Raw genomic sequence first — 22,296 nt, forward strand, 5'->3', positions numbered from 1 at the left:
CAACGCGGCAATCCATGTATTTTATTCGACAACTTTACGAAATATCGTGAAGAAGGAAAGTAAATTACAAGACTGTCGAAGGATGGGGCCATGTCTGAACTCAAGTTTGCAACTCGTCTGAACTCGTTCGCTTCCGGCGCGCATCGCTACTGGCCGGAGCAGCAGGGCAAGCCTTCGGTCATGCAGATGATCGCCCGCGCCGGTACCGCGAGGGGGCTGACGCATTTGGACCTCAATTACCCTCAACACCTCACCACCGATATCGATACCCTGAAACACGGCATCGAAGACGCGGGCCTGGCGGTGAATGGCATGCAGATGCGCTGGGATGCCCCTCAGTTCAAGATCGGTGCCTTCACCCATCCGGACGCCCGAATCCGTCGTGAGGCGATCGAACTCACCAAGCGCGGTATCGATGCCGGTCGCGAATTCGGCGCTTCCCTGATGACCTTGTGGATGGGGCAGGACGGTTTCGATTATTGCTTCCAGGCCGACTACAAGAAGATTTGGGAGGACGCGGTGAGCGCCGTCCGGGAAGTGGCGGAATACGCCCCGGACGTCGACGTCAGCATCGAATACAAGCCCAATGAGCCGCGTGCCTTCAGCATCTTTCCCAACGCCACGACCTGCCTGCTGGCGGTGGAGGAGGCGGGGTGCGCCAACCTGGGTATCACCCTGGACTTCGCCCATGTGCTGTTCGCCAACGAAGTCCCGGCCTTCGCCGCGGCCATGGTCGCCCGCCGCTCGCGCCTGCTGGGCCTGGATCTCAACGATGGCTGGGGCAAGCGTGACGACGGCCTGATGGTGGGCTCGGTCAATCCGCGCGCCACCCTGGAGTTCCTCTGGCAGATGCAGCGGGATGGCTATCGCGGCGCCTATTACTTCGACACCTTTCCGGATGCGAGCGGCCTCGATCCGGTGCGCGAAGCGGAAACCAACATCGCGACGGTCAAGCGCCTCCTAAAGCTGAGTGAGCGCCTCAATGACAACCCGGCCTTGGCGGACGCCATCAGTCGCCAGGATGCGGTCGCCTCGCAGCAGATCGTCAACGATCTCCTGTTGGCCGGCTGACCTCGCGGCCCACGCCATTTACCACCGCTGAATCTCAACAATAACAATAGAAGGCCAGAAAGATGAAAAGACTGTTGCTCTCCGCAGTGGTGTCGGCTTGGCTCTGCTCCAGTGTCCAGGCCGCCGAGCTCACACCGCTGAAGTCCGATAGTGAGCCGGACCGGACCGATTGGTCCCAGCTCGATACCCGCTATGGGCCGCTGCCTAAGACCGAGAAGACGCTGAAGATCGGCGGGGTGTCCAAGACGCTGACCAACGAGTACTGGCGACTGCTTGGCCAGGGCTACAAGAACGCCGCCCAACAGTACGGTGTCACCGTGGAATATCAGGCTGCCGCCAACGAAGACGACCAGCTCGGTCAGTTGTCGATTGCGGAAACCATGATCGCCCAGGGCTTCAATGGCCTGCTGGTATCGCCCCAGACCGATATCAACCTGGAGCCTGCGCTGCAGACCGCCACCAGCAAGCAGATACCGGTGGTCAACGTGAACGACGCGGTGATGCCCAACGCGCCTCACTACGTGGGTAACGTCCAGAAGGACAACGGCGTACGGGTCGCCCGATGGTTCATCCAGAACCGGCCCCAGGGCGGCAAGCTGGCGGTGATCGAAGGCCAGCCCGGCGTCTATGCCGCAGGCCAGCGCACGCGCGGTTTCAAGGAAACCATGGCGACGCAGAGTGCCTTCACCATCGTCGCCAGCGTGCCGGCCAACTGGAGCCGGGAGCAGGCGTACAACGCCGCCTCCACGATTCTTCAGCAGCACCCCGATCTGGTCGGTTTCTACGCCAACAACGACACCATGGCCCTGGGCGTCGTCGAAGCGGTGCGGGCGCAGAACAAGACGGATCAGGTGGCCGTGTTCGGCACCGATGGCATCTCCGACGCCTATGCGTCCATCAAGCGTGGTGAGCTGACAGGCACGGTGGACAGCTTTCCCGTCCTCACCGGCGAGGTTGCCATGGACGTCATGCTGCGCTTGATCGAGGGCCAGAAGATCTCGCGGGTCGTCGCGACGCCCCAGGCCCTGATCACCAAGGAAAACGTCGAGGCGTTTTCGACCAAGGACAACGCAACGTTGCGTCAGCTGCTGACGGCACACTAGCTCGGGCGGGGATGGCATGGAACAGTATCGCTTGATGATGCGTGGCATCAGCAAAACCTACGGCGCGGCTGCCGCTTTACAGGACGTCGATTTTCTCGTGAAGCCGGGTGAGGTTCATGGCCTGATCGGCGAGAACGGCGCGGGAAAATCGACACTGCTCAACATCCTCTCTGGCGTTCGTGAAGCGGACGCCGGTGAAATCAGCGTCGACGGACAGCCGGTTCAGATGAAGGGGCCGCTCAGCGCCAGGCGGGCGGGGATCGCGATGATTCATCAGGAGCTGCAGCTGGTTCCTGAGCTTTCCGTCGCCCAGAACATGTTCCTCGGCCGTCCCTTGACCAAGGCGTGGGGGTGCTGGGTCGACAGGCAGGCGCAACTCACCAGGGCCCGGGCAATTCTCCAGCAGCTCGATCCAGGGATAGATCCCGACAGCGCCATCAAGAACCTCAAGGTGTCCCAGCAGCAGATCGTGGAGATCGCCCGGGCCCTGCTGGACGATGCCAGGATCATCGCCATGGATGAACCTACCTCCAGTCTCACACCGCGGGAGTTCGAACGCTTGGCGGAGTTGATCGAGGCGTTGAAGGCGATGGGGGTGTCGCTCATCTACGTGTCCCACAAGATGAACGAGATCTTCAAGGTCTGCGATCGGGCGACCATCATGCGCGATGGTCGCCAGGTCGGCGTCGTCGACATCCGCGACGAGACCGAGGAAAGCATCGTCGCCAAGATGGTGGGGCGTGAGCTGGAAAGGCTCGAACACAACAGCTACGTCACCGATCGGGAAAGGCTGCGGGTGAGCAATGTCACCCGTGAGCGGGCCGTGTTGCCAGCCACGTTCAGCGTTCGCGCCGGTGAAGTGCTGGGTATCGCCGGCCTGGTTGGCGCCGGGCGGACCGAACTGCTCAAGCTCATCGCCGGGCTGGATAAGCGCAGCGGCGGGGAGGTCTGGGTGGATGGCCAGCCGGTGCGCAATCACGATGTCCGGGCTGCCATCCGGGCCGGCATCGGCCTGGTGCCCGAGGATCGCAAGAAGGAAGGCATCATCAGGGCGCGCGCCGTGAAGACCAACCTCGCACTGCCCTCCATGGCCCAGTTCACCTTCGGCGGGATCATCAAGCGACTGAAGCTCGACCGTGTCGCCCTCGAGGTCATGAGCGACCTGAAACTGCGGCCGCTGGACATCAACAAGACCATAGGCACGCTCAGCGGTGGCAACCAGCAGAAGGTGATCATCGGTCGCTGGGTGGCGGCGGATACCAAGGTGTTTCTCTTCGACGAGCCGACCCGCGGAATAGATATCGGCGCCAAGGCGGAAATTTACAACTTGATCGAGCGCCTGGCACAGGCGGGTAAAGCCATAGTGGTCGTTTCCTCGGAAATGACCGAGATCTTGCGGATAGCGGATCGCGTCCTGGTCATGCGAGAAGGCCGGATCACCAAAGAATTATCCGGTGATGCCATCACCGAAGAGAATATCGCGCGCTTCGCGATAAAGGATCTGGAAGCGGCCTGACGCTGCCTCCTTTATTCATCTAAAAGGCAAATAACATGATGACGCACTCGGAATCCCTGCAAGCGGGTCGCCCTGCCGCACGCCTGAAATTCAACTTGCGTGACGCCGGAACGCTGATCGGTTTGTTGATCATCGTGGTAACCTTTTCATTACTTTCGCCGGTCTTTTTCACGCTGCCTAATGTATTGAACATCCTGCAGCAGTCGTCGATCAGCGCGCTGATCGCCCTGGGCATGACCCTGGTGATCATCTCCGGCGGGATCGATCTTTCCGTCGGTCCCACCGCCGCCCTTGCGGCCGTCCTGGGTGCGACGCTGATGGTGGCCGGCGTTCCCGTCCCCCTGGCGATCCTGGCGACACTCGCCGTCGGCGTCACGAGCGGCGTCTTCAGCGGAACGCTGATCGCCTACGCGGGATTGCAGCCCTTCATCGTCACCCTGGGCGGGCTCTCGTTGTTTCGGGCCATCGCCCTTATCTATACCGGCGGCAATCCGGTATTCGGCATCCCGATGGAGTTTCGCAGTCTCGTCAACGGTAGCCTGCTGGGTATTCCAGTACCCATCCTGGTGGTCGCGGTCATCGCCCTGGTGCTGTGGACGGTGCTGAACAAGACCCCGTTGGGCGAGTACATCCTGGCCATCGGCGGCAACGAAGAGGCCGCCCGGGTGGCAGGTGTGCCAGTGAAAAGGACCAAGGTCGTCGTCTACGTGATTTCGGGCACCCTGGCCGCGCTGGCGTCCTTGATCCTGATCGGTCGTCTCGGCGCCGCGGAGCCCACCATCGGCAACCTCTGGGAGCTCGATGCCATCGCAGCGGCCGCCATCGGCGGTGCTTCCCTGATGGGAGGCAAGGGCAGCATCTTCGGCACCCTGGTCGGGGTGGTCATCCTCGGTGCCCTGCGCAATGGCCTCACGCTTCTCAATATCCAGGCCTTTTATCAGTTGCTCGCCATAGGCCTTATTATTATCTTGGCGATGTTGATAGATCGGGCCACTCGAGGCAAGTAATGAAGCAGGATCCACGAGCCATCGGCGCTCAAATTCGTATGCGTCTGCCGCAATTGACGCCGTTGGAGCGACGTGTCGTTGAAGCCTTTATCGCCCGTTCCGATATCAGCGAACAAACTTCGCTGAAGGAAATCGCCCAGGAAAACGGCGTCTCCGAAGCCATGATTGTCAAGATCACCAAGAAACTTGGCTTCACGGGTTTCCGGGATTTCAGAAGTAGTTTGATCTACTACAACGCTTCCGAAGTGGCCGGGCTACATGCGGAAATAGAGCCCGGCGACTCGTCGGAACAATTGCTGGCCAAGGTGTTTAGGACGTCCATTCAAGCCATCGAAGAAACGATGTCCATTCTGGATATAGCGGAATTCAATCGGGCCGCGGATATCATCTTCAAGGCGCGGCATATCGATCTCTATGCAGTGGGTGGCTCCGCAGCGGTCGCCCGGGATCTGTCGCACAAGATGCTCAAGATTGGAATCAAGTCCACCGCGTACGATGATGCGCACATCATGCTCATGTCGGCCGCCGTGTTAGCCGATGATGATGTGGTCATTGCCATCAGTCATTCCGGGGCTACCCGGGCGGTCAAAGATCCGGTGGTGCTCGCGGCCCGTAACGGCGCTCGGGTAATCGCCATTACCAACTATGCCGAATCACCCATCGCGCGCCACGCGCACGTGGTGCTCAACTCAACGTCCCAGGGATCGCACCTGCTCGGCGAAAACGCTGCCTCGCGAATCGCCCAGCTGAATATTCTCGACGCCCTGTTCGTCGCTATCGCGAAGAAGGATTTGCAGCGGGCGGAAAAGAATCTGATGAAAACCCAGCGTGCGGTCCAGGACCTGCGGGAACTCTAAAGATGAAGAACATTCTGGTTACCGGCAGTCTGCACTACGACATCATGCTGGACGCTGACCATCGTCCGCGCAAGGGCGAGACGGTCATGGGTACAGCCTGCGATTATAAGTTTGGTGGGAAGGGCGGCAACCAGGCGGTAGCAGCCGCGCAGGCCGGCGCCAGGGTGAGGTTCATCGGTGCCGTGGGAGACGACGAACAAGGCCGCTTCCTGCTCGGGCATCTCGTCGCGGCAGGTGTCGATGCGTCCGGTGTCCAGGTGGTGGCGGGCAGTCCCTCGGGAATGAGCGTGGCGATCACCGACGCCGAAGGCGACTACGGGGCGGTGGTGGTCTCCAATGCCAATCTCCACATAGCTGCAGCGGCGTGCCACTCACCGGGCTTCTGGGATGATGTGGCGATGCTGGTGCTGCAGAACGAAGTGGCCCCCGGGCTCAACCTGGAGATCGCCCGTGCGGCCCGCGCCCAGCAGGTGCCGGTATGCCTCAATGCCGCGCCAGCGCGGGTCCTCCAGCCCGAACTGGCAGCCTGCATCGACGTTCTGGTGGTCAATGCCGTGGAAGCGCGCGACATGAGCGGTCTTCCAGTGGAGGATCTGGTTGGCGCCCGGGTGGCGGCAGAGGCGCTATCCGCGAGCTTCGCCAGGGTGGTGGTGACCGCTGGCGAGCATGGTGTGGCTTTCAGTGAAAAGGGGCAAAGCGGCGTGTTGCCCGCGATAGAAGTCGAGTTGGTCAGCACCCATGGCGCCGGGGATTGTTTCGTCGGCGTGCTGAGCCGGGCGCTGGCTGAAGGCGAGCCGCTGTTGGAAGCCGTGGCGATTGCCAATCAGGCCGCGGCGGAACACGTATCGCGCGTTGCGTGAACTTTTCATCCGGCCTCCGGTTCGTTCGCGTCGCTGAGCGCGCACCCGCTATCAGCGACGCGCCTTTCAAGCGGACTTCCTCTCCGCGCTCTTAAGCTCGACCTGTCGTCGAAGAGCGCTCCGTGCCTTGATCCCATACAACTTCGACGCGCTATTAAGAGGACTTCGGAGCAGGTCGGTTGGATAAGGCTCCTATGAATTCGCGGGATAGTTATATCTGCCTCTGGCGTCGCCTTGCGCGATGCTCTATTGTCTGCGCCAACTTTCACGGGATGTCGTAGTCTCAGCTACCGTACATTCCACTTCCATCAGGAGCGCCCATGTCCCGCCTCGCCGAATTCCGTGCTGCCGAAGAACAGCTGCGTGCCCAGTTGCAGTTGCTCGAAGATCTCAAGCAGGATTCTTCCCTGCAAAAAGAGATTGAATTCGAGAGCAAGCTGCAATCGCTGATGGATGAATACCAGATGAATCTGGGCGATATCATCGGCATTCTGGACCCCAACGCTGCGCCCAAGCACAAGGCGCAGACGCCGCATCCGGAAAAGCCGGTCGGCAAGCGTCGTCCGCGCTCCGTCAAGCGTTATCAGCATCCCAAGACCGGTGAAGTCATCGAAACAAAGGGCGGCAACCACAAGTTGCTCAAGGCTTGGAAAGCCGAACACGGTGCCGATACCGTGGAAGGCTGGTTGCAGTAAGTTTAGGCGCTACGTGTTTCATCCGGGGCTGGGCGCAATGCCTGGCGCCGGACTGGAACCCTGATGTTAGGTCCTGTACGAAAAGTCGCCGAGCGAAGGTCAGGCGAGGCGAAAAAGGCTGAGGAAGCGGAGTTTACGAGCGGTAAATGAGCATTCCGAAGTCTTTTTCAACGAAGCATCACCGAGCGCAGGCACTTTTCGTACAGGACCTAGTGCATCTTGCCAAGAGATCCATCTCTCCGCCTTTTCCATTCGGCACCCGCCACTCGTTGTTCCGCTCCGCGCGCAAGATCAGGCACCGCCGTTCCAGGCGTGTGGCAATCGGTCAATGTTGCAGCCGCTGTTGTCCCGATTGTTACAAAGGGGCTTAACGTACTGCTGCGCAGCCCTACTAGTTGCCTGCCTCGACAGTCCGTTCTGCACCCGTTGTCGACACTGAACAGGCGCCAATTGTGAGCCGCTGCGCAAATAAAATTCAGGCCAGTTGGTCTGGCTCGCCCTTATTGCGCTCGAGCGAGTCTCTGTCGCTGAATGTCACCGCCGGACAACTTTTACGGGAAAGGGAGGCTTCAGCTGAGCGTTCAGGCGTCGTTTCGCAGCCGATAACCCACGCCGGCTTCGGTGACGATGAAGCGGGGCGCGACGGGATCGTCGGCCAACTTCTGGCGAAGATGACCGATGACGATGCGCAGGTAATGGCTGTCCTGGGCATGGGTAGGGCCCCAGATGTCCACCAGCAACTGCCTTTGCGTCACCACCCGGCCCGGGTGTTGGGCGAGGACGGCCAGGACGGCGTACTCCTTGCGCGTCAGGGCGATCTCAGCGCCTGCCAGGCTGACCTTGCGATAGGCGAAGTCCACCCGCAGTTCGCCTACCTCCAATGCGGCCTCCTGCTGGGTGGTCGCGGCCGGCGCCTGTCGCAGCAGGGCGCGCGTACGGGCGAGGAATTCCTGGATGCCGAAGGGCTTGGTCACGTAGTCGTTGGCGCCGGCGTCCAGAGCGCGAACCTTCTCCTTTTCGTCCGCCCGTACCGACAGCACCAGCACGGGTACCGCCGACCATTCGCGCAGCTCGATCAGCACCTCCTGGCCGTCGCGGTCGGGCAGCCCCAGGTCGAGGATCACCAGGTCCGGCTGACCGAGCGCTGCCTGGGCCAGGCCGTCGGTGCCGGTTGCTGCCTCGCTCACCTGGTAGCCCTGGGCGGCGAGGCTGATGCGCAGGAATTTGCGGATCTGGGGTTCGTCGTCGATGACGAGGACATGGGCGGGCATCTGCGAGGTTTCCACACGAGAGGACGTCATCATAGCCGCTGCGACCAGCGGGTGATCCAGCCTTATTCCACCGGCGGCGCAGGCAGTGGCAGATGCATCCGCAGGGTGGTGCCGCGCCCGTCCAGGCCGTCGTCCACGCTGACCCGCCCGCCATGGGCACCGACCATGCCCTGGCAGATCGCCAGGCCCAGACCAGTGCCCTGGCCGCCCCGATCACCCCGCGCGGCGGTGTAGAACATGTCGAAGATGCGGGTACGGTCTTCCTGTGGAATGCCCGGGCCTTCATCGGCTACGGCGATCTGCAGTTCGCCGTCCTGGCGCTGCAGGCTGATCTCCAGTCGTCCCCCGGGCGCGGAAAAGCGGATGGCGTTCTCCAGTACATTGACCAGGGCCTGTTCGATCAGCGCCGGATGAACCCAGAGCAGCGGCAGGCCGGGCTCCACCCGGGTGGTCACCTGCAGGCCGGCCAGTAACGGCTGCAGACGCTGCAAGGCGCTGGCGAGGATGTCGCCAGGATCGACCCAGTCCCGCGCCAGCTGCAGGCTGCCGTGGCCCAGGCGGGTCATGTCCAGCAGGTTCTGGATGTAGCGGTCGAGGCGCTCGGCTTCCTGGCGGGTAGCCTCCAGCAACTCCTGGCGATCCGCGGCTGGGATGGCCTCGCCCAGGGTGGCGAGAGCATCGATGGAGCCGCGCATGACCGTCAGCGGAGTGCGCAGATCATGGGACACCGAGGCGAGCAGGGCGCTGCGCAGCTGTTCGGTCTCGCCGTGCAGGCGCGCGGCTTCCAGATCCTCGCTGAGTCGCACCCGCGCCAGCGCCTGGGCCAGCGGCTGTCCCAGGCTGGCCAGTTGGCGACGTTCATCGTGGTCCAATGGCTGGGCGTCGTCGCGCCGCACCCCCAGGACCGCCAAACTGCCGCTTTCGCTCAGCAGCGGCCACCACCACCAGCGACCGGAAGGCAGGGTATCGGTACCACAGCCGGCGGGCTTTTCCTGCTTCCAGGCCCACTCGGCGGCGATGCGCTCGTTGTCGGCCAGCACCAGATCCCCTGGTTGGGTCGCCAGCCGTCCGCCGTCCTCGGGAAGCAGCAGGCATACGTGGCGGGTCGTGTCGCCGAGGTGCTTGAGCGTGACGCTGACTACCGCCTGGCGATCGCTGGCGGCGCTCAGTTGGCGGGTGAAGTCCAGCAATGCCTGAGTTTCGCGCTGGGTCAGGCGCAGGGCCTGCAATTGCCGCCGTTGGCGGGCCGCGAGGTCGCCGGTGAGCAGGGCCATGAGCAGGAAGAAGGCCAGGGTGAGGACATCCTGCTCGCGGTTGATGGTCAGCGAGAAGGCTGGGGGGATGAACAGGAAGTCATAGGCGAGAAAGCCGAGCAGGGCGCAGAACAGCGCTGGGCCGCGACTGCTGCGAACCGCCACCAGCAGCACCGCGGCGAGGAAGATCAACGAGATGTTGGGCAGTTCCAGCAGACCGGCGACCCCCTCGGCGATGACGGCCGCGAGCGCGGTGGCGAGGACGGCCACGCCATAGGGACCGGGCCGCAAGGAGCTGCGCGGCCGGGGGCTGGGCGGTGTATCGCGGTCCAGGTCGAGGATCGCCACTTCCAGGCCCTGAGCCAGGCGCAGCAGGCGACTGGCAAGGCGGCGCCGCAGGCTGAAGCCGCGTGGCCGGCCCCGGCCGATCAGCAGCACGCTGGCGCGCTGGTCGCGGGCATGGCGCACCAGGGCGCGGGCCGGGTCGCTGTCGCGCAGGGTCAGGACTTCGCCACCGAGGCGCTCGGCCAGGCGTTGACTGGCCTGGAGGGTGGCGCGGGTGGCTGCGTCGAGGGGCTGCCCGGTGTCGACGTGGACCAGGGTCCAGGGCAGGTGGCGCTGGTCGGCGAGGCGGCTGGCATGGCGCACCAGACGCTCGGCGGACGGCGCGGTGCCCAGGCCGACGATCAGCCGCCCCAGCAACGGCGGTGCGGCCTGGCCCTGCTGCCGATAGCGCAGCGCCAGGGTGGAATCTACCTGGGCGGCAGCGGTGCGCATGGCCAGTTCGCGCAGGGCGGTGAGATTGGTCTGGCTGAAGAAGGCGTCGATGGCGGCGCGCGCCTGCTCGGGCACATAGACCTTGCCCTCGCGCAGCCGCTCCAGCAGCTCGCGCGGTGGCAGGTCGATCAACACCAGTTCGTCGGCATCGAGCAGCACCTGGTCCGGCACCGTCTCGCGGACCTGCACGCCGGTGATGTCGCGCACCTCGTCGTTGAGGCTTTCCAGGTGCTGGACGTTGACCGTGGTGTAGACGTGGATTCCCGCGGCGAGCAGGTCGGCGACGTCCTGCCAGCGTTTGGCGTGGCGACTGCCCGGCGCGTTGCTATGGGCCAGTTCGTCCACCAGCACCAGCTCCGGCGGATCGGCCAGGAGGCCTTCCAGGTCCAGCTCGGTGAGCTTGAGGCCGCGGTGCTCGACCCGCCGTAGCGGCTGCTGGGGCAGGCCGGCGAGCAGGGCGGCGGTCTCCCGCCGCCCATGGGTCTCGACGATGCCGGCGCGCACTCGGCGGCCCTGGCGCAAGGCGGTCTGGGCCGCCTGCAGCATGGCGTAGGTTTTGCCCACGCCCGGGGCCGCGCCGAGGAACACCTTGAGACGACCACGTCCTTCGCGGTGTTCGGCGAGCAGCGCCTCGGCGCGCTCGGTGCTGTCGGTCATTTACTTCAGTTCCGCCAGGGCAAGGTTGAGGAGCAGGACATTAACCGTTGCCGGGCCGAAGAGCGAGGTGTGCGTCTGCTCGCGCACCAGGGCTTCGAGTCGCTCCGGCGCCAGGCCGCGGGCGGCGGCGATGCGAGCGATCTGATAGAGCGCCCCGGCCGGACTGAGGTCCGGGTCCAGGCCGCTGGCGGAGGTGGTCACCAGCTCCTGGGGGACCGGGCCCTGGTCCTGGACCAGTACGTCGGGCAACGCCTTCTCGATGCGCTCGCGCAGCGCCGGGGCGGACTGGGCGAGGTTGCTGGCGCTGCTGGAGACGGTGGCGAAGTCACCCGCCGAGGGGCGCGGCTGGAACCACTCGGGACCGGTGAATTTCTGCGCGATCAGACGAGAGCCGAGGACGCTGCCGTCGGCCCGCTGGATCAGGCTGCCACCAGCCTGGTCGGCGAACAGTGCCTGGCCGAGTACCGTGATCAGCAGCGGATAGGCACCGCCGGTGAGGGCCGTGAGCAACACGAGCATGAGCACGGCGGAACGGAGTTGCATGAGCATGGCGGTCTCCTCAGACCAGACCCAGGGCGCCGAGCGCCAGGTCGATGACTTTGATGCCGACGAAGGGCACGGCGATACCGCCGAGGCCATAGATCAGCAGATTGCGGCGCAGCAGTGCGGCAGCGCTGGCGGCCTTGACCCGCACCCCGCGCAGCGCCAGGGGAATCAGCGCGACGATGATCAGGGCGTTGAACACGATGGCCGAGAGGATGGCGCTCTGCGGACTGGCCAGGTGCATCACGTTGAGTACGTTGAGCTGCGGATAGATGCCGGCGAACAGCGCGGGCAGGATGGCGAAATACTTGGCCACGTCGTTGGCCACCGAGAAGGTGGTCAGGGCGCCGCGGGTCACCAGTAGTTCCTTGCCCACCTGCACCACGTCCAGCAGCTTGGTAGGGTCGGAGTCCAGGTCCACCAGGTTGGCGGCCTCGCGGGCGGCCTGGGTGCCGTCGTTCATGGCCATGCCGACATCGGCCTGGGCCAGCGCCGGGGCGTCGTTGGCGCCGTCGCCGCACATGGCCACCAGCTTGCCTTCGGCCTGTTCGCTGCGGATGCGCTCCAGCTTCTTCTCCGGCGTGGCCTCGGCGATGACGTCATCCACGCCCGCCTCGGCAGCGATGGCCGTGGCGGTCAGGGGATTGTCGCCGGTCACCATCACGGTACGGATGCCCAGGGTACGCAGCTCGGCGAAACGTTCGCGGATACCGGGCTTGACCACGTCCTTGAGGTGAATGGCGCCCAGCAGGCGGCCTTCACCGCAGACCAGCAGTGGGGTGCCGCCGCTCTTGGCGATGGTCTCGATCTCCCGAGCCAGTACCTCCGGCAGATCGGCGCGGCTCTGGCCGAGGAACATCAGTACGGCGTCCACCGCGCCCTTGCGATAGGTACGGCCCTGCCAGTCGATGCCCGACAGCCGTGTCTCGGCGCTGAAGGGAATGGGCGTGACCTGGGCGCGTGGCGGCTCCTCCAGCGGATGCAGGTTGCGCAGATAATCCACCACCGAACGGCCTTCCGGAGTTTCATCGGCAAGGGAGGCGTAGAGCGCGCCCTCGGCCAGTGCCTTGGGCGTGACGCCCGGGGTGGCATAGAGCGCGCTGCAACGGCGGTTGCCGAAGGTGATGGTGCCGGTCTTGTCCAGCAGCAGGGTGTGGACGTCACCGGCGGCCTCCACGGCGCGTCCCGAGGTGGCGATCACATTGAGCCGCACCAGGCGATCCATGCCGGCGATGCCGATGGCCGAAAGCAGGCCGCCGATGGTGGTGGGGATCAGGGTCACCAGCAGGGCCACCAGGAACAGCAGCGGCAACTGGCCGCCGGCCAGGGCGGCGAAGGGCTGCAGGGTCACCACCACCAGCAGGAAGATCAGCGTTAGGCCGATCAGCAGGATGTCCAGGGCGACTTCATTGGGCGTCTTCTGCCGCTTGGCGCCCTCCACCAGGGCGATCATCCGGTCCAGGGTCGATTCGCCCGGATTGGCGGTGATGCGCACCCGAATCCAGTCAGAAACCACCCGGGTGTTGCCGGTCACCGCCGAGCGATCGCCGCCCGATTCGCGGATCACCGGCGCCGATTCGCCGGTGATGGCCGCCTCGTTGACCGCCGCCACGCCCTCGATGATCTCGCCGTCACCGGGGATCAGTTCGCCGGCTTCCACCCGTACGATCTGGCCCTTGCGCAGGGAGCTGGCCGGCACCATCCGGTGGCTGCCATTCTCTTCCAGGCGGGCGGCGAGGTTCTGGCCGATGCCCTTGAGGCTGTCGGCACGGGCCTTGCCGCGGCCTTCGGCCAGGGCTTCGGCGAAGTTGGCGAAGAGCAGGGTGAACCACAGCCAGAGGGTGATCTGCACCGCCACCCCGGTGCTGACGCCATTCTCGGGCACCAGGCACAGCAGGGTGGAGAACAGTGCCGTGATCTCCACCACGAACATCACCGGCGAGCGGATCTGCTGGCGCGGGTCGAGCTTGACGAAAGCCTGCCGCAGCGCCTGGCGCCACAGGGTGCTGGCGGTCGGGGTGGGTAGGGTGTGGGTCTGGGCATCCATTTCAGCGGACTCCGAACAGTTGCAATTGATCGGCGATCGGCCCCAGGGCGAGCGTCGGCAGGAAGGTCAGGCCGCCCACCAGCAGGATGGTGACGACCAGCAGGGTGACGAACAGCGGGCCGTGGGTCGGGAAGCTATTGGGGCCGACCGGAACGGCGCGTTTGGCGGCCAGGCTGCCGGCGATGGCCAGGATCGGCAGGATGTAGCCGAAGCGACCGATCAGCAGCGCCAGGCTTAGCATCAGGTTGTGGAAGGGCGTATTGGCGCTGAAGCCGCCGAAGGCCGAGCCGTTGTTGGCCGTGGCCGAGGTGTAGGCATAGAGCAGCTGGCTGAAGCCGTGGGGTCCGCTGGCCGCGATGCCCGCTACGCCCGCCGGCAAGCTGGCGGCGATGGCTCCCAGCACCAGCACGCCGAGTGGCATCACCAGCAGGGTGGCCACCAGCAGGCGCACCTCGGGGGCCTCCAGCTTCTTGCCCAGGTACTCCGGGGTGCGGCCGACCATGAGGCCAGCGATGAACACGGCGATCAGCACGTTCAGCAGCATGCCGTAGAGGCCGGCGCCGACACCGCCGAAGATCACCTCGCCGAGCATCATGTTGAACAGGGCGATCAGACCGGTCAGCGGCGCCAGGCTATCGTGCATGGCGTTCACCGAGCCGTTGGAGGCCGCGGTGGTGACGGTCGCCCAGAGTGCCGAAGCCGTGGCGCCGAAGCGGGTCTCCAGGCCTTCCAGAGAGGCGCCCTGGGTGATCGGCAGGCTGGCCAGCGTCGGGTTGGCATGGCCCTGGGCGCCGATGGCGACCACGGCGCCGAGCACCAGCAGGCCGAACATGGCGGCGAAGATGGCCCAGCTCTGCCGGCGGTCCATCACGTAGTGGCCGAAGCTGAATACCAGTGCGGCCGGGATCAGCAGGATGGCCGACAGCTCCAACAGATCGCTCAGCGCCGTGGGGTTCTCGAAGGGATGCGCGGAGTTGACGCCGAAGAAGCCGCCGCCGTTGGTGCCGAGTTGCTTGATGGCGATCTGGCTGGCGGCCGGGCCCAGGGGCAGTGTCTGGCTGGCTCCCTGCAGCGTGGTAGCGTCCACGTAGGCGGCGAAGGTCTGGGGTACGCCCTGCCAGATCAGCAGCAGCGCCAGGGGGATGCACAGCGGCAACAGCACATAGAAGGTCGCGCGGAACAGATCGACCCAGAAATTGCCGATCTCCTTCGCACTGCGCCGGGCGATGCCGCGGGATAGCGCGGCCAGCACGGCTACGCCTACGGCGGCGCTGACGAAGTTCTGCACGCCCAGGCCGACCATCTGGCTGAAGTAGCTCAGCGAAGCTTCGCCGCTGTAGGCCTGCCAGTTGGTGTTGGTGACGAAGCTGATGGCGGTGTTCAGCGCCAGGGTCCATTCGAGCCCGGGCAGGTGCTGCGGATTGAGCGGCAGTTCGCCCTGCAGCAGCAGGATGGCGAACAGCAGGATGATCCCCAGCAGGTTGAACAGAATCAGCGCCAGAGCGTAGGTGCGCCAGTCCTGGCCGCGGTCATCGGTGCCGGCGAGCTTGAGCGTCAGGCGCTCCAGCGGCGCACCGATGAAGGTCAGCCAGGTGCGCTCGCCTTCCAGCGCGCGGTAGAAGTAGCGCCCTAGAAAGGGTGCGGGAAGAAAGGTCAGGGCCAGGAAGGCCAGGATCAGGAACGCGGCTTGGCTGTCCATGCCGCCTCCCTAGGACCGGCCGGCGCGCAGCAGCGCCGCCAGCAGATAGACGAACAGGCCGACTGCCAACAGCAGGGCCAGGATATTCCAGGGATTCATTGCGCTCTCTCCTCAAACGGCAATTGCCGCGTGGAGAAATTGTCGTGAGGAGGGCTGTAAAGAAGCGAGGCGGGGTCAGGCGAAGGGGCGTAAAGAAAGCGTTAAATCGGCCCCGCCATCCAGGGATGGCGGGGCCTGGCGGTCATTGCTGCGGTGCGCTCTGTTGCTGCTGCTCCTGCTTGGCCTTCTTGTTGGCCTCGTGGTGACCGATGGCGCAGCCGGCAGCGGCACCGGCGACGCCGTGACCACCGGCGACATGGCCGGCGGCACCCCCGACCACGGCGCCCTTGACGCAGCCGGCGGCGAAGGTGGCTTGACTGGTGCCCAGCAGCAGGGCGGAGATGGCAAGGGCAGGCAGGAGCTTCATGGTGGCGACCTCTCGTGGGTGCGAAGTAATGTCCTGTAACAATTGACCCAGACAAGCCTCGCCAGTTCTCTTGCCCTATTCATTCGTGCAGACACGCAGAGCATATCGCGGCCATGGCGGTGCGCCGTAGCGACCGCTCCTACAAAAGCATCACCCCTTGTAGGAGCGGCCGCATCGGCGGACCGTATGGCCGCGATAAACGTGGCAATCGTAGCTGCATGGAGAGCGGATGAAAGTCGTGCTACTGATGCGTCCGCAGATGCAGCACCGCCCAATAGGCCGGTTTCGGCCGCTGCTGGCGGTCGAACAACAGGGGCTGGTCGTCCCCCGGCACGCCCGGCGGGTTGTTCAGATAGCTATGGTCGTCCGCCACGCCCCACCAGGTCACGGCGGTCACCTCAGGATGGCTCAGGACCATGGCCAGCAGATCCCGGTAGCGCGCTGCCTGAAGGTCCAGGCGCTGCTGCACGCTCAGCGTAGGGTGATAGTCGTGGTGCTGGTAGAGACTCATATCCAGTTCGGTGATCTGGTTCTCCAGTCCCAGCCGGGCGAAGGTGGTGAGCGACTGGTCGATGGCCGCCAGCGACGGCCAGTAGATGCTGATATGGGTCTGGTGGCCGATGCCCTGTACCGGCACCCCCTGGGCCTGCAAGCCCTTGACCACCCGCGCCAGGCAATCGCGTTTGGCGGGCTCCTGGGTATTGAATTCGTTGATGAACAGTCGTGCCTGGGGATCGGCGGCATGGGCGGCGCGAAAGGCTTCGGCGAGGTAGTCCGGGCCGACCACCTGCAGCCAGCGGTCGTTACGCAGGCACCCCGGCTGACTGGCGTCGATCACCTCGTTGACCACATCCCAGGCGTAGACGCGACCCCGGTAGTGCCCGACCACCGTGGCGATGTGCTGGCGCAGTCGCTGCAACACCCGCTCCCGCGAGGCCGGTTGGCCGCCATCCCCCTGCCAGAACCAGTCCGGCGTATGGCTGCCCCAGAGTAAGGTATGACCACGCACCGCCATACCATGGCGCTCGGCGAAGTTGACGATGGCATCTGCCGGCCCGAAGACGTAGTGGTCCTCCTGGGGGTGGATGCGCATGGGCTTCATGGCGTTCTCCGCCACGACACTGCTGAACTGCTGCGCCAGCAAGGCGCCATCGGGTCCCTGGAGCTGATCGGGCTCGATGGCGGCGCCGATCTTCAGGCGCGGCGCATAGGCCGCGGCCAAAGAGCGATTGGCGGGTTCCACCGGCTCCGCGGCCCCGACAGCTGCAGTGGCACTGCAAAGACCGAGCGACAACAGCGTTGCAACGAGTGAGCGTGGCATCTGCATGAAGCTCCGGAAGGGGCGTGGGAATATCGCTTCGGACGTGCGGAACATCCTCAGGAGTGAGGATGCTGCTGCTCTTCCTTGGCCTTGGTGGCCAGGTGGTGGCCGATTGCGCAACCGGCTACCGCACCCGCGATGGCATGGTGTCCGGCGACATGCCCGGCCACCCCGCCTGCCACGGCGCCCTTGATGCAACCCGCCGCCAGACTCGTCTGGCTGATGCCGAGCAGGAGGGCGGTCAGGGTGATGGCAGCAAGACGTTTCATGAAAGGGACCTCGGGCTGGATGGAGAGCCAAGGGTAAGGGGCGCTGGGTTAACTAGTGCTTAAGGCCGCGTGCCTTCGTCTCGCACCGTATTGAATGCGGCTGCCATTTCCCGCCGACTGCCAGGCTCCCGTAGCGTGGAAAACGGCGCAGCCTTTTCCACTGCTTGCCACCAACGCCTCTCTCGACCTCGCAGCAGGGTGGACAAGCTTCGCGTTGTCCACCCTGCTGCGAGGTCAAAAAAAACCGCCCCGAAGGGCGGTTTTTCAGTACCGAACGCTAGCGTCAGACTTCAACGGCGGCGATGCGGGCCTTCTCGGCGCTTTCACGGAATTCGGCGATCTGGTCGAAGCTCAGGTAGCGGTAGACGTCCGCGGCCATGCTGTCGATGCTCTTCGCATATTCCATGTACTCCTCGACGGTAGGCAGCTTGCCAAGGATCGAGGCCACCGCCGCCAGTTCCGCCGACGCCAGGTAGACGTTGGCACCGTCGCCCAGGCGGTTGGGGAAGTTACGGGTGGAGGTGGAGACCACGGTGGCGTTGGCGGCCACACGGGCCTGGTTGCCCATGCACAGCGAGCAGCCCGGCATTTCCATGCGCGCGCCGGCCTTGCCGTAGATGCCGTAGTAGCCTTCCTCGGTCAGCTGGTGCTGGTCCATCTTGGTCGGCGGCGACAGCCACAGGCGGGTCGGGATCGAACCCTTGACCTTGTCCAGCAGCTTGCCGGCGGCGCGGAAGTGACCGATGTTGGTCATGCAGGAGCCGATGAACACCTCGTCGATCTTGTCGCCGGCCACCTGGGACAGCAGGCGGGCGTCGTCCGGATCGTTCGGGGCGCACAGCACCGGCTCGGTGACTTCGGCCAGGTCGATCTCGATGACTTCGCTGTATTCGGCGTCGGCATCGGCGGACAGCAGTTCCGGGTTGGCGATCCAGGCTTCCATGGCGCGCGCGCGGCGCTCCAGGGTACGCGGATCACCGTAGCCTTCCTCGATCATCCAGCGCAGCAGGGTGATATTGGACTGCAGGTACTCGGTGATGGACTCGGGCGACAGCTTGATGGTGCAACCGGCGGCGGAACGCTCGGCGGAGGCATCGGACAGCTCGAACGCCTGCTCCACGGTCAGGTCTTCCAAGCCTTCGATCTCGAGGATGCGGCCGGAGAAGATGTTCTTCTTGCCCTTCTTCTCGACGGTCAGCAGACCCTTCTGGATGGCGTAGTAGGGGATGGCATGGACCAGGTCACGCAGGGTGATCCCGGGCTGCATCTTGCCCTTGAAGCGCACCAGTACCGACTCCGGCATGTCCAGCGGCATGACGCCGGTAGCCGCGGCGAAGGCCACCAGGCCCGAACCGGCCGGGAAGGAGATACCGATCGGGAAGCGGGTGTGGGAATCGCCGCCGGTGCCGACGGTGTCGGGCAGCAGCATGCGGTTCAGCCAGCTGTGGATGATGCCGTCGCCCGGACGCAGGGAGACGCCGCCACGGGTGCGGATGAAGTCCGGCAGGGTGTGGTGGGTCTTGACGTCGATCGGCTTGGGATAGGCCGCGGTGTGGCAGAAGGACTGCATCACCAGGTCGGCGGAGAAGCCCAGGCAGGCCAGGTCCTTCAGTTCGTCACGGGTCATCGGACCGGTGGTGTCCTGGGAGCCGACGGTGGTCATCTTCGGCTCGCAGTAGGTGCCGGGGCGTACGCCCGCCACACCGCAGGCCTTGCCGACCATCTTCTGTGCCAGGGTGTAGCCCTTGCTGCTCTCGGCCGGCTGGTCCGGCTTGTTGAACAGGTCGGACGGGCCCATGCCCAGTTCGGCACGCGCCTTCTCGGTCAGGCCACGGCCGACGATCAGCGGGATACGGCCACCGGCGCGGACTTCGTCCAGCAGCACGGGGGTCTTGAGTTCGAAGGTGGCGAGCACCTCGTCGCTGCCATGGCGGGTGACCTTGCCGGCCTTCGGATAGACGTCGATGACGTCACCCATTTCCAGGGCGGACACGTCGAATTCGATCGGCAGGGCGCCGGCGTCTTCCATGGTGTTGTAGAAGATCGGGGCAATCTTGGAGCCGAAGCAGAAACCACCGGCGCGCTTGTTGGGCACATAGGGGATGTCGTCGCCGAAGAACCACAGCACCGAGTTGGTGGCGGACTTACGGGACGAGCCGGTGCCGACCACGTCACCGACGTAGGCGACCGGGAAGCCCTTGGCGCGCACTTCCTCGATCTGCTTCAGCGGACCGATGCTGCCTTGCTGCTCGGGGACGATGCCGTCGCGGGCCATCTTCAGCATGGCCAGGGCATGCAGCGGGATGTCCGGGCGCGACCAGGCGTCGGGGGCGGGGGAGAGGTCGTCGGTGTTGGTCTCGCCGGGCACCTTGAACACGGTCAGGGTGTACTTCTCGGCGATCTCCGGACGCTTCTGGTACCACTCGCCTTCGGCCCAGGACTGCATCACGGCCTTGGCGTGGGCATTGCCCGCCTTGGCTTTCTCGGCCACGTCGTGGAAGGCGTCGAACATCAGCAGGGTGTGCTTGAGTTGCTCGGCGGCAACAGCGCCCAACTCGGCGTCGTCCAGTAGCTCGACCAGGGTAGCGATGTTGTAGCCGCCCTGCATGGTGCCCAGCAGTTCGGTGGCGCGCTGCTTGGAGATCAGCGGGGACTGGGCTTCGCCCTTGGCGATGGCGGAGAGGAAACCGGCCTTCACGTAGGCGGCTTCATCGACGCCCGGCGGTACGCGATTGGTAATGAGGTCGACGAGGAATTCTTCTTCGCCGGCGGGGGGATTCTTCAGCAGTTCGACCAGACCGGCCGTTTGCTCGGCGTTCAGCGGCTGGGGCACGATGCCCTGGGCGGCACGCTCTTCTACGTGTTTACGATAGGCTTCAAGCACAGGTTGACCCTCATCAGTGGTCCAATATTGCGTCCGGGGGCTGGTGCCCCGAAATGTATCCGGCAAGAGATGACAGGGGAGGCTGCAGGCAGGACCACCGTCGCGCCGGACGCATTCCGCTAGAAGCTGTTTTCAAAGTTTTACGCCGGTTGCCAGGAAGCTGACCGGACAGCTGGGCGGTTGATGAGGCCGCCGCTGACCGGACACCGGATACTTTGCTCGTGACGCTTTGAAAACAGCTTCGTATCGGACATTGCGCCTATAAGGCTGCCTAATTCTACGCCAACCTTCTGGCGAAGTTAAGCGCGGCGTTGTCGCATCCCCGGGATGCGGCCTTAGACCTTGGCCGCATCCAGGGGTTGTATGAGCTCTAGGCGCTCGACCTGTCTAGCGGCCGAGGTGGGCGAAGCGGCCGGTGAAGGGCTTGCCGATGGGGTAGGCGAGGTCGCCATGCTTGCTGGTGCCCAGGCCCAGGTCCACCAGGGACTCGGCCAGCTTGACCGCAGCGCTGACGCCCTCGATCACCGGAATGCCGATGGCCTCGCTCAGGGCTTCGCGCAGATCGGCCATGCCGCCGCAGCCGAGGACGATGGCGCCGGCACCTTCCTCGTCCCGCGCCCGCCGACCTTCGGCGGCGATGAGTTCGATCAGGCTGTCGTCCGCCGCTTCCAGGGCCAGCACCGGCAGGTCGATGCAGCGCACCGAGGTGCACAGCTCGGCGAAGCCGTAACGCTGCAGCAGATGCTCGGCGATGATGCGGGTGCGGGTGAGGGTGGTCACCACGGCGAAGCGGGTGGCCAGCAGGCTGGCGAGGTGGAAGCCGGCCTCGGCGATGCCCAGCACCGGCCCCTTGGCCATTTCCCGGGCAGCGAGCAGTCCCGGATCGCCGAAGCAGGCGATGACGTGGGCCGCGCAACCCGCCTCGACGCCCTTGCGCATCTCCTCGATCACCCCGACCGCGGCCACCGCCTCGTCGTAATGACTCTCGATGGAGACGGGGCCGGCGTCCGGGTTGCTCGCCAGGATGGCGGTGCCCGGGCGGGCCACCGCCTGGGCGGCACGACCGATCTTGGCGGTCATGGCGGCACTGGTGTTGGGGTTGATGACCTGGATCTGCATGGCGTGCCTCAACTGCGTTTGAAGATGCTACGGAAGTCCGGCTCGGCCGCGGCGGGCCGGTCGATATGAAGGGATTCGCGGATCAGCCGCAGGTGCTGCGCCATCCAGTCGCTGGCGGCCGTGCCTTCGCCTCGCGCGAGCAGATCCAGCAGATCGCCGTGCTGGCCGCAATCGCAGCCCAGGCTATGGCGTGAGCCATAGATGGCGATGAGCAGCGAGGAACGACTGGCGAGTTGGGCGACCTGCTCGGTGAGCACCTGATTGTCGGCCAGGGCGGCCAGTTCGACATGGAAGCGGGCGGACAGCTGGATCGCCAGGCTGTGGCGCCCGCTGTGCTGTGCCTCATGCTCTTCGACGCAGAGCTGACGCAGAGGTGCCAACTGAGCGGCATCGACACGGGCGGCGACCAGGGGCATCAGCGCCGGCTCGATCAGTTGGCGCGCGGCGAGGATGTCCTGGGCTTCCTTGGCGCTGGGCTGAGCCACCTGGGCGCCGCGGTTGGCGCGCAGGGTGACCAGGCGTTCCAGGGCCAGGCGCTGGAGCACCTTGCGGATGCCGGTGCGGCTGATGCCGAAGGTTTCCGCCAGGGTGTCTTCCGGTAACCGGGTGCCGGGCGCCAGGCGATGTTCGACGATGGCTTCGAGAATGTCCTGGTAGATCCGCTCGTCCCGCGGAGAGGCGGCAACGGCGAGTGGCGAGGGTACTGCACTCATGGGCGTGCTCCAGCGATTTACCTGAATTGTATACAGGATTTCGGTCGGCGACGATGAGCAAAGGCGCGAGTGGTTGTGCGCCAAGGTAGCGCTCTGCTGGTACCGAATGCCCCAGTTGAGTGCGATAGGCAACGGCTTTACAGGGGCGGGCTAGAGCGCTCTCTGCCG

At 64.9% G+C, this 22,296-nt stretch carries 19 protein-coding genes; 7 read left to right on the forward strand and 12 right to left on the reverse strand.

Going from position 1 to position 22,296, the window contains the following annotated elements:
* Positions 1-90: 90 nt before the first annotated feature.
* From QZ471_RS19395 to QZ471_RS19425, 7 genes are all read left to right on the forward strand, one after another.
* Entirely contained in the window at positions 91-1,071 is a 981-nt protein-coding gene (locus tag QZ471_RS19395) for a TIM barrel protein (RefSeq protein WP_295466862.1), read from the forward strand.
* Between the two features lie 62 nt (positions 1,072-1,133).
* On the forward strand, positions 1,134-2,174 hold the full coding sequence (locus QZ471_RS19400; RefSeq protein ID WP_295466864.1) for a substrate-binding domain-containing protein: 1,041 nt from the start codon (positions 1,134-1,136) through the stop codon (positions 2,172-2,174).
* A gap of 16 nt (positions 2,175-2,190) precedes the next feature.
* Positions 2,191-3,690, forward strand: coding sequence for a sugar ABC transporter ATP-binding protein (locus tag QZ471_RS19405; RefSeq protein WP_295466866.1), 1,500 nt, complete (start codon positions 2,191-2,193; stop codon positions 3,688-3,690).
* 35 nt (positions 3,691-3,725) lie between these two features.
* On the forward strand, positions 3,726-4,697 hold the full coding sequence (locus QZ471_RS19410) for an ABC transporter permease (protein WP_295466868.1): 972 nt from the start codon (positions 3,726-3,728) through the stop codon (positions 4,695-4,697).
* Positions 4,697-5,554, forward strand: a complete 858-nt coding sequence (locus QZ471_RS19415) for a MurR/RpiR family transcriptional regulator (protein WP_295466871.1) — start codon at positions 4,697-4,699, stop codon at positions 5,552-5,554. The genes QZ471_RS19410 and QZ471_RS19415 overlap by 1 nt, the downstream gene beginning before the upstream one ends.
* 2 nt (positions 5,555-5,556) lie before the next feature.
* On the forward strand, positions 5,557-6,414 hold the full coding sequence (locus QZ471_RS19420; protein WP_295466873.1) for a PfkB family carbohydrate kinase: 858 nt from the start codon (positions 5,557-5,559) through the stop codon (positions 6,412-6,414).
* A gap of 320 nt (positions 6,415-6,734) precedes the next feature.
* The gene (locus QZ471_RS19425; RefSeq protein ID WP_295466875.1) at positions 6,735-7,109 is read left to right on the forward strand and encodes a histone-like nucleoid-structuring protein, MvaT/MvaU family; all 375 of its coding nucleotides are present in this window, start codon (positions 6,735-6,737) and stop codon (positions 7,107-7,109) included.
* Positions 7,110-7,690: 581 nt separating this feature from the next.
* Here the strand turns inward: QZ471_RS19425 and QZ471_RS19430 are convergent.
* The 12 genes from QZ471_RS19430 to QZ471_RS19485 all read right to left on the reverse strand — a co-directional run bounded on the left by QZ471_RS19430 (position 7,691) and on the right by QZ471_RS19485 (position 22,128).
* On the reverse strand, positions 7,691-8,380 hold the full coding sequence (locus QZ471_RS19430) for a response regulator (RefSeq protein WP_295466877.1): 690 nt from the start codon (positions 8,378-8,380) through the stop codon (positions 7,691-7,693).
* Positions 8,381-8,442: 62 nt separating this feature from the next.
* Positions 8,443-11,067: a sensor histidine kinase KdpD gene (locus QZ471_RS19435; RefSeq protein ID WP_295466879.1), complete on the reverse strand. Its 2,625-nt coding sequence runs from the start codon at positions 11,065-11,067 to the stop codon at positions 8,443-8,445.
* Positions 11,068-11,616, reverse strand: a complete 549-nt coding sequence (kdpC, locus tag QZ471_RS19440) for a potassium-transporting ATPase subunit KdpC (RefSeq protein WP_295466881.1) — start codon at positions 11,614-11,616, stop codon at positions 11,068-11,070.
* A 10-nt stretch (positions 11,617-11,626) separates the two neighbouring features.
* Complete coding sequence (gene kdpB / locus QZ471_RS19445) at positions 11,627-13,657, reverse strand: potassium-transporting ATPase subunit KdpB (protein WP_295466883.1); 2,031 nt, start codon at positions 13,655-13,657, stop codon at positions 11,627-11,629.
* Position 13,658: 1 nt separating this feature from the next.
* Positions 13,659-15,356 carry a potassium-transporting ATPase subunit KdpA gene (gene kdpA, locus QZ471_RS19450; RefSeq protein WP_295466885.1) on the reverse strand — a complete coding sequence of 566 codons (1,698 nt, stop codon included), beginning with the start codon at positions 15,354-15,356 and terminating at the stop codon, positions 13,659-13,661.
* A 9-nt stretch (positions 15,357-15,365) separates the two neighbouring features.
* Positions 15,366-15,455: a K(+)-transporting ATPase subunit F gene (gene kdpF / locus QZ471_RS19455; protein WP_065242538.1), complete on the reverse strand. Its 90-nt coding sequence runs from the start codon at positions 15,453-15,455 to the stop codon at positions 15,366-15,368.
* 142 nt (positions 15,456-15,597) lie between these two features.
* Positions 15,598-15,822 (reverse strand): hypothetical protein, encoded by a 225-nt coding sequence (locus QZ471_RS19460; RefSeq protein WP_295466888.1) that lies wholly within the window; start codon positions 15,820-15,822, stop codon positions 15,598-15,600.
* Between the two features lie 241 nt (positions 15,823-16,063).
* Positions 16,064-17,143, reverse strand: coding sequence for an endo-1,4-beta-xylanase (locus tag QZ471_RS19465; protein ID WP_295466890.1), 1,080 nt, complete (start codon positions 17,141-17,143; stop codon positions 16,064-16,066).
* A 56-nt stretch (positions 17,144-17,199) separates the two neighbouring features.
* Entirely contained in the window at positions 17,200-17,412 is a 213-nt protein-coding gene (locus tag QZ471_RS19470; protein WP_295466892.1) for a hypothetical protein, read from the reverse strand.
* Between the two features lie 283 nt (positions 17,413-17,695).
* The gene (gene acnB, locus QZ471_RS19475; protein ID WP_058778135.1) at positions 17,696-20,296 is read right to left on the reverse strand and encodes a bifunctional aconitate hydratase 2/2-methylisocitrate dehydratase; all 2,601 of its coding nucleotides are present in this window, start codon (positions 20,294-20,296) and stop codon (positions 17,696-17,698) included.
* Between the two features lie 387 nt (positions 20,297-20,683).
* Positions 20,684-21,415, reverse strand: a complete 732-nt coding sequence (locus QZ471_RS19480) for an aspartate/glutamate racemase family protein (protein WP_295466894.1) — start codon at positions 21,413-21,415, stop codon at positions 20,684-20,686.
* 8 nt (positions 21,416-21,423) lie between these two features.
* Positions 21,424-22,128, reverse strand: coding sequence for a GntR family transcriptional regulator (locus tag QZ471_RS19485; RefSeq protein WP_295466896.1), 705 nt, complete (start codon positions 22,126-22,128; stop codon positions 21,424-21,426).
* Positions 22,129-22,296: the final 168 nt, after the last annotated feature.

This window comes from uncultured Pseudomonas sp. (assembly GCF_913774235.1).
GTDB lineage: Bacteria > Pseudomonadota > Gammaproteobacteria > Pseudomonadales > Pseudomonadaceae > Chryseomonas.

Coding starts and splice junctions, on each gene's coding strand:
- QZ471_RS19395 (WP_295466862.1), top strand. CDS start 91: ATGTCTGAACTCAAGTTTGCAACTCGTCTGAACTCGTTCGCTTCCGGC.
- QZ471_RS19400 (WP_295466864.1), top strand. CDS start 1,134: ATGAAAAGACTGTTGCTCTCCGCAGTGGTGTCGGCTTGGCTCTGCTCC.
- QZ471_RS19405 (WP_295466866.1), top strand. CDS start 2,191: ATGGAACAGTATCGCTTGATGATGCGTGGCATCAGCAAAACCTACGGC.
- QZ471_RS19410 (WP_295466868.1), top strand. CDS start 3,726: ATGATGACGCACTCGGAATCCCTGCAAGCGGGTCGCCCTGCCGCACGC.
- QZ471_RS19415 (WP_295466871.1), top strand. CDS start 4,697: ATGAAGCAGGATCCACGAGCCATCGGCGCTCAAATTCGTATGCGTCTG.
- QZ471_RS19420 (WP_295466873.1), top strand. CDS start 5,557: ATGAAGAACATTCTGGTTACCGGCAGTCTGCACTACGACATCATGCTG.
- QZ471_RS19425 (WP_295466875.1), top strand. CDS start 6,735: ATGTCCCGCCTCGCCGAATTCCGTGCTGCCGAAGAACAGCTGCGTGCC.
- QZ471_RS19430 (WP_295466877.1), bottom strand. CDS start 8,380: ATGCCCGCCCATGTCCTCGTCATCGACGACGAACCCCAGATCCGCAAA.
- QZ471_RS19435 (WP_295466879.1), bottom strand. CDS start 11,067: ATGACCGACAGCACCGAGCGCGCCGAGGCGCTGCTCGCCGAACACCGC.
- kdpC (WP_295466881.1), bottom strand. CDS start 11,616: ATGCTCATGCAACTCCGTTCCGCCGTGCTCATGCTCGTGTTGCTCACG.
- kdpB (WP_295466883.1), bottom strand. CDS start 13,657: ATGGATGCCCAGACCCACACCCTACCCACCCCGACCGCCAGCACCCTG.
- kdpA (WP_295466885.1), bottom strand. CDS start 15,356: ATGGACAGCCAAGCCGCGTTCCTGATCCTGGCCTTCCTGGCCCTGACC.
- kdpF (WP_065242538.1), bottom strand. CDS start 15,455: ATGAATCCCTGGAATATCCTGGCCCTGCTGTTGGCAGTCGGCCTGTTC.
- QZ471_RS19460 (WP_295466888.1), bottom strand. CDS start 15,822: ATGAAGCTCCTGCCTGCCCTTGCCATCTCCGCCCTGCTGCTGGGCACC.
- QZ471_RS19465 (WP_295466890.1), bottom strand. CDS start 17,143: ATGCCACGCTCACTCGTTGCAACGCTGTTGTCGCTCGGTCTTTGCAGT.
- QZ471_RS19470 (WP_295466892.1), bottom strand. CDS start 17,412: ATGAAACGTCTTGCTGCCATCACCCTGACCGCCCTCCTGCTCGGCATC.
- QZ471_RS19480 (WP_295466894.1), bottom strand. CDS start 21,415: ATGCAGATCCAGGTCATCAACCCCAACACCAGTGCCGCCATGACCGCC.
- QZ471_RS19485 (WP_295466896.1), bottom strand. CDS start 22,128: ATGAGTGCAGTACCCTCGCCACTCGCCGTTGCCGCCTCTCCGCGGGAC.